This window comes from Pedobacter sp. (assembly GCF_040513095.1).
GTDB lineage: Bacteria > Bacteroidota > Bacteroidia > Sphingobacteriales > Sphingobacteriaceae > Pedobacter.
In genome coordinates, this window is record NZ_JBEVDX010000043.1 from 71,002 (window position 1) to 77,308 (window position 6,307).

The 6,307-nt window shown below is 43.6% G+C and carries 4 protein-coding genes; 2 read left to right on the top strand and 2 right to left on the bottom strand.

Features of this window, described 5'->3' with window-relative positions:
* The first annotated feature begins 59 nt into the window (after positions 1-59).
* Positions 60-761 carry an arylesterase gene (locus ABWY16_RS06395; RefSeq protein WP_353903819.1) on the top strand — a complete coding sequence of 234 codons (702 nt, stop codon included), beginning with the start codon at positions 60-62 and terminating at the stop codon, positions 759-761.
* Between the two features lie 7 nt (positions 762-768).
* Here the strand turns inward: ABWY16_RS06395 and ABWY16_RS06400 are convergent, their stop codons facing one another.
* Positions 769-1,956, bottom strand: coding sequence for a serine hydrolase domain-containing protein (locus tag ABWY16_RS06400; protein ID WP_353903820.1), 1,188 nt, complete (start codon positions 1,954-1,956; stop codon positions 769-771).
* A gap of 168 nt (positions 1,957-2,124) precedes the next feature.
* On the opposite strand from ABWY16_RS06400, the gene ABWY16_RS06405 reads away from it, so the two are divergent.
* Positions 2,125-3,573, top strand: coding sequence for a serine hydrolase domain-containing protein (locus ABWY16_RS06405; RefSeq protein WP_353903821.1), 1,449 nt, complete (start codon positions 2,125-2,127; stop codon positions 3,571-3,573).
* A gap of 55 nt (positions 3,574-3,628) precedes the next feature.
* Here ABWY16_RS06405 and ABWY16_RS06410 read toward each other — a convergent pair.
* Positions 3,629-6,307, bottom strand: a 2,679-nt coding sequence (locus tag ABWY16_RS06410) for a TonB-dependent receptor domain-containing protein (RefSeq protein WP_353903822.1), incomplete at its 5' end; no start/stop codon positions are given.

The following is a 6,307-nucleotide window of genomic DNA, read 5'->3' on the forward strand; positions in this document are numbered from 1 at the left end:
TGAAACTATCTCCCTGTTTTTCTGTTTTTATACCATTAGTCATTCTATTATTCTACCAGATGAGATCAACCCGGTTCAGCTACTTCTATTCTATTCTTTTCAGCCTTTTCATAGCCGTCTTATCAGGCTGCAGCAATGATAAAAAAACTGCATCAGGTGAAACACCATCAGACACTGCTGCCGCTGTTGCGAAACCTCTTGTAAAAAGCAATACTAAAAACATTCTTTTTTTTGGAACCAGCCTTACTGCAGGACTGGGTGTAGATCCTGAGGAGGCTTTTCCAGCATTGATCCAGCATAGGATTGACTCCTTAAAATTGCCCTATAAAATCATCAACGCAGGATTAAGCGGAGAAACTTCGGCAGATGGCAAGAGCCGGATCGACTGGTTATTGCGGCAGCCTGTGGCTGTTTTTGTTCTTGAATTGGGTGCAAATGACGGGCTCAGGGGCATTCCTGTGAAAGAAACAGAAGTTAATCTGCAGGCGATCATCGATAAGGTGAATAAAAAATATCCGGATGCAAAACTCGTACTTGCCGGCATGCAGATGCCGCCCAGCATGGGCGAAAAATATACTGTTCCCTTCAGGGAGCTTTTTCCTGCCCTGGCAAAAAAGAACCAGATGGCTTTTATACCATTTTTATTAAAAGGCGTGGGTGGCGTACCGAAACTGATCCAGCAGGATGGCCTTCACCCTACCCCGCAGGGCCATCTGATTCTTGCGCAAAATGTTTGGGAAGTTCTTCAGCCAATACTTTAACCCGGGATTACATTCCTGGATACGGCGTATAATTCTCCCATTTCCATGGTGTGTATTTATCCGCGATTGTCAGTTCCAGTAATTTTTTAAAAATGCTTTCGCCATTATCGCTGTTGGTCATAATCAGAACAGCTGTTTTCTGTTTGGGAAAGAGGATCATGTAATGCTGGAAGCCATCACCATGTCCTTCTTTAAATGCAGCCCAGCCAAAAGGCGATTTCAGCAAACCAAAACCCAGTCCGTAACTCAGCTGGATTCCATCATATGCATCCGTGTCCTTCAGCGACATAGGTCCCATTTGCTGCACAGAACGCAGGCGGATCTGTGGAGTAAATAATTGTGCAGTCGTCTTTTTATCAATAATCTTATCCTGCAGTACGCCTTCCACAAATAATGTAAGATCATCCAGCGTAGTTTCCATTGTGCTTGGTGAACGGGCTTCGTTGTCTTTATCCTTCTCGTAGAGAGCTCCTTTGGTATTGTGTCCCCAGGCATAATCTTTTTCGAAAGCCGGTAAAAAAGTATAAGCTGTAGAGTTCATTCCGAGCGGTTCGAAAACCAGTTCAGCGGCCATTTGTTCCAGTGATTTGCCAAACATTTTTTCCATGACTACCTGGAGATAGACCATCCCTTCACCGGAATAGCTGTATCTCTTGCCGGGAACACGCATTACCTTTAACTTCTGATCGGGCAGGTCCCATCGCCAGTTTGGAAAACCGGAGGTATGATCCAAACACATCCTGGCGGTAATTTTTTGATACAATGTATCATTTTTCAATGTGCTGTAATCGTCATGCCATCTCTTCAGATGAAGGTAATCATAGATAGGTTCCGGCAAATATTCCTGCAGAGGTTTGTCCAGATCGAGCTTACCTTCTTCAACCAGCTTCATGACCAGCACAGCAAATACAGACTTACTGAGCGAAGCTCCATAGATATTGGTGGTAGACTTAAGCGGTTTTTTAGTCAGGGCATTGCTATATCCAAATGTTCTCTTGTAAACTGTATGATTCTGGTTAAAAATGGCAATCGCCATTCCGGCTACCTGTGCCTTGCGCATCAACTCCGGAATTTCCTGGTCCAGGACATCAGCGCTGATTTTACTTCCATCAATCCTGCTGATCCGCTGGGCGACTGAAGAAGATATATTTAAAACCAATATTAAAGCGATGCCAAAGCCCAGTTTCCCTTTCATATTTATTTGTATTTGATGAATTGAAGATAAGACTCTTATCCCTCTGCTGCGTTACAGTAAATGTTAATTTATGTTAATGATGAGGGATAAAAAGTTCATCAGATGAATAAATAATAATTCTGTATCAGTACCTTTAACTATTTAGTGTAATTGATCAAGCCCGGTTAAATGAACAAATTCATATTTATTATCCTATTCTTCATCAGCTTTGGCAGTTTTGCCCAGCAGCGCCCCTTTACGGATCAGGCTGTTGCCAAACTTGCCGACAATTATAACCTGGGTTTATATGCTCAGATATACAATCAGTTCAGTCCTGATGCCAAAGGTATTCTGACGGAAGAAAGCATTATCCAACTGTATAAGGAGAATCTGCTTCCTCCTCTTGGCAGGATAACTACCTGGAATTATGTTGATGAGGTGAGGACCAACGCGAACTATATTGTGAATTTTGAGCGCGGTAAAATGAGGTTAAAAATTGCGGTGCGAAAAGATCTTTTGATCACCTACTATGAGTGGCTGCCCGTAAAACCCGAGAAAGAAATTGCGGCGCCCAGAAACACAGCCCTGATTAAAACCAGCAATCCGAAGCAAACACAACTTCAGTTACATCTCGATTCACTGGCACGGGCTTATTTAAGAGATTCGAATAACAGCAGCCTCAGTATTGGAATAATAGAGGGCAATACTGTTTCCTCTTACTTTTATGGCGAAACTAAAAAAGAGAGCAATACCCTTCCTGATGAAAAGTCTTTGTACGAAATCGGATCCATCAGCAAAACGTTTACAGCTGCCCTGCTTGCACATGCCATCAATGAGAAAAAGATTGCTTTGACTGATGATATCCGCAAATATTTGCCTGGAGAATATCCTGAGCTGCAGTTCAAAGGGACGCCAATCAGGATCGTAAACCTGGCTAACCATACCTCCGGACTGCCACGTCTTCCCCTCGATTTATCAAGTTCTCCGGGATATAATGCCGAAGACCCGTATGCGCATTACTCAAAGGAAATGATCTACCAGTACCTGAAAACTTTCAAACCGGATACCATTGCCGGCGCAAGATCTGAATACTCAAACCTTGGCTTCGCCATACTGGGCACGATCCTCGAAAACATTTACCACAAGCCACTGGAAGAACTTGTCAAAAATACCATCACCGGCCCCTTAAAAATGAATAGTACCTATTTTGATGTGCCGGAAAGCGAACGGGCAATGATGACTACAGGATATTCCGATGAAAGTGGCAAGGCCGTTTCCTATTGGCAGTTAGCTGCTTTCAAAGCCTGCGGAGGATTAAAATCCAATACGCAGGATATGCTCAGCTACCTTAAAGCAAACATGGCCAATACCAATCCTGATTTTGTGCTGAGCCATAAGGAGACCGACCGTCAGGCTGATTTCAGCAGGGGCCTGGCATGGATGTTATCACCTTTCAGGGGAACTATCAATGTGTGGCATAACGGCGGCACTGCTGGTTTCAGAACCTGGTGCGGATACATCAGGGATAAAAAAATTGGTGTAGTGATCCTGAGCAATTCTGCCGAAGATGTGGATGAAATCGCTCTCGATTTACTTTCCTTTTCGCTGAAACATCCTGCTCCTGCTGGAACTAAATAAGATCTGATCTTAAAGAGAAAGCCCCTGAAAATTCAGGGGCTTTCTCTTTTGATATTTACTTGGCCAGCAGTCCCTCAAAGGTGACTGCTGCATATACCAGCGCACCTATTGTTGGTCCGCCTGCATACTGAATAAATGGCTTGTTAAAGATATTTGTTCCACCCAATTTGATTGTTGCATTGGAAGCAGGCATACGGTATGATACCTGTGCATCGAAAGTATTGATTGCATTTACCTTTCCTGTTACCAGCGGACTTTCCCATAAAAATGAGTTTTGCCATTTGTACACTACGCTGAAACCCAGGTTTTTTACAATTTCCCTGTTTCCGAAAGTCAGGTTGGTGGCAAAATCGGGCGTGTTAAAACCCGTTACGAAAATATCATCAGCTTTGCTTGCTTTGATCTTATTGTAACTTACATTCCCTGCAACAGTGTATTTCTGATAGAAATTATAGGTTATCCCAAGTGCCGAGCCATAGTTGGTGTATTTGTTTTTGGCATTGGTATAAACACGGTAACGGTCCTGTCCTGCATCCCTGTTTGCATCCAGCATATTGAGTACTGCAGCATCAGATCCAACTGTTGCGCCCTTAGGAACATCTACCTGCACCTGACCTAAAAATCCTGTGTAAGTATTAGTGTAGGCATCGATATCAATTGATAGTGTATTTTCAAGCAGCACACTTTTGTAACCAACCTCAAAAGAGTTGATTTTCTCAGGCGTTGCTTTTGGCAGATCGGCTTTTACCAGCAGGTCACGGTTTGCCAGCGCGGCCGTATTTCTATCTGCACCAGCTGCTACAGCCGAATTTACCGCCGAATTAAATACTACTCCGGATGCGCGGGTATAACTGTTATCAAGATAACCTAAGCCATCGTTGATGAAAGAAAGGCTGCCCACCCGTTTTACCCGTCCGTTATTTACGTACGACAAGGCTTCGAACAAGCCCGGAAAACGGTATCCCTGCTGATAAGTAACCCTGAAATTATTATGTTTATCAGGAGAGAATACTGCGGCTAACCTTGGTGTAAGTTTCGGATCGAAATATGGATTGTAATCCAGACGTGAGGAAGCAAACAGTTTCAGTTTTTCTTCAAAGAATGTTTTAGTGATCTGGGCAAAACCGCCGAACTTTTTATAATAGATGTTCTTTCCGTAGGTTCCGTCTGCTAATTCCTTATTGCGGTCTGCTATAGGGCGGCTAAAATCTACGAAGCTGTTGCCATCTGGTATGATCTGGTAAATTCTTGTATCTGCACCTACCAAAAGGTCTACAAATTTAACGGCTTTGGACAAATCCCACTGGCCTTCAAAATTGTATGTTCTGCTTTTTTGAATCAGCGCTGCACCACCCGTTACCGGAGCATCAGGAATTGTTGATGATCTGATGTCCCAGTTATTGATTCCTATGATTGTATTCTTTAAGGTTTCAAAAGCCTGTGTTCCGGGCTCTACCCTGCCTGCATCAGCCTGTTGCCTTGCATAAGCTGTTGCAGCTGCAAGGTTTGAACTTGTTAATGTCCCTCCATTGGAAGATGCATAGGCGTTCAGTGCCGTTTTGTATTTTGCACCCCATACTGTTCCGCTTCCACCGCTTGCCAGGTCAAGATTATCTGCCAGAGGTTTTACGTTGTAGGAATCACCGGAGTTTTCGAGGGATACGTTTCCACGGATCAGGAAATTACTTCCCTTCAGTTCAATCTTATGATTTTGAATCACTACATTGTCGAGCTGGATTTTATTTCCCCTTTGAAACACACCATCCATTTTTCCTACCCTATAGGTATAAGACAGTTCAGCGAACTTGCCAAAGCGGTAGTTTAATCCCACATCAAATTTAAGGTTATCTACATTGGGTTTTACCAGGTCTTTTTCCCAGTAACCTGTTCTTGCCACATTTAATGTCTGGTTTGCTTTGCCGTCGATATTCAGTCCGGAAACTGACACAGTATTACTACCTGCGAGCACATCGTCACCATATTTATTCCATCCGTCAAATGCTACGTTATTCGCACCATTTAAGGCCGGAAATGAAGGATTGGCAGTTTTCAGGTTATTCGGATTCTGGTCTGTTCTTGTATCAGAAAGCCAGTCGGTTCCCCTGAGGTAACTTAAGTTCACTTTGAAAGCGAACCTGTCATTGAACGCTTTTGCATAGCGGATTGCAGTTTCAGTAAGATTACTCATATCGCGGCCTGTTCCACCCAGGTGATTCAATCCACCTTTCTGGTAGAAGCTAAGTCCCTGATATAAAAAGGGGCTTTTTGTAATCAGGTTGGACATTCCATTGATGGCGTTCATCCCATATAATGCCGAAGCTGCTCCGGGAGTGATTTCCACGCTGGCTATATCAAGTTCTGTTGGACCGATTGCATTTCCAAGCGGTACACCTAAAGTTGCAGCCTGCATATCTATACCATCAACCAGTTGTACAAATCTGTAGTTGCTTGGAATATTAAATCCCCTGGTGTTCGGGATTTTGAAGGTAAGACTTGCGGTTGTCATCTGTACACCCTTTACATTTTCCAGGGCGTCGTAAAAGCTGGGAGCCGGTGATTCACGAAGAGCTCGGATATCCAGTTTCTCGATTGCCACAGGAGATTTGAGAATGCTTTCGGGCACGCGTGATGCCGTGATCACTACTTCGTTCCCGATAATCGTTTGGGTAACCAGTTCTATATTTAGCTGTGAACCGGCTTCCTTTACATCAAATTCCTGGGTTTGGAATCCGAC

What these genes read in the sequence shown, in the direction of transcription:
- ABWY16_RS06395 (WP_353903819.1), top strand. Translation starts at nt 60, where the DNA reads ATGAGATCAACCCGGTTCAGCTACTTCTATTCTATTCTTTTCAGCCTT.
- ABWY16_RS06400 (WP_353903820.1), bottom strand. Translation starts at nt 1,956, where the DNA reads ATGAAAGGGAAACTGGGCTTTGGCATCGCTTTAATATTGGTTTTAAAT.
- ABWY16_RS06405 (WP_353903821.1), top strand. Translation starts at nt 2,125, where the DNA reads ATGAACAAATTCATATTTATTATCCTATTCTTCATCAGCTTTGGCAGT.